General features: G+C 43.2%; 1 pseudogene. It reads right to left on the bottom strand.

Annotated elements, in window-relative coordinates:
* Positions 1 to 500 (bottom strand): annotated as a pseudogene (locus R8N47_RS28805) (lauroyl-Kdo(2)-lipid IV(A) myristoyltransferase); the annotation flags it as partial.

Here is a 500-nt window from a genome sequence, read left to right as displayed (position 1 = left end):
GCCAGTCAGTGCTGTATCTCGGCTTAAAGAGATTGTAATAATTGTTGCCGTCTTCTTGTGAATGCAATAGCTGTAGCACCCACATATATTGCTCTGGTTTATCACCGACGAAGTATTCAATTGCTTCGTTACAGGTACGAGCGTCTTGTTCTTCACCTTTGTCTAAGTCAAATGCAGGCAAAATTTCGATATCGAATGTGCCATCTTCGGTGTTCATTGAAGCGAACAGAGGTAATACTTTGGAACGTGATAGTTTAGCAATTTTACCCAACCCAGGGAGCGTTGCTTTACGTGTGGCGAAAAAGTCGACAAATACGCTGTGTTCAGGGCCATGATCTTGATCGGGTAGGTAATACCCAATGTAGCCGTCTCGAATGGATTTTAGAAAAGGCTTAATTCCACCAGAGCGCTCGTAAACTCGGCCGCCATACTGAACTCTTTGCTTGTGCATTAACCAGTCAGCTACATCATTTTTTTGTTTTTTTGCCATCGCAGAAACA

Source organism: Vibrio sp. 2132-1 (assembly GCF_033344315.1).
The sequence above is the reverse complement of the archived record's forward strand: the minus strand, read 5'-3'. Positions and strand labels throughout refer to the sequence as shown.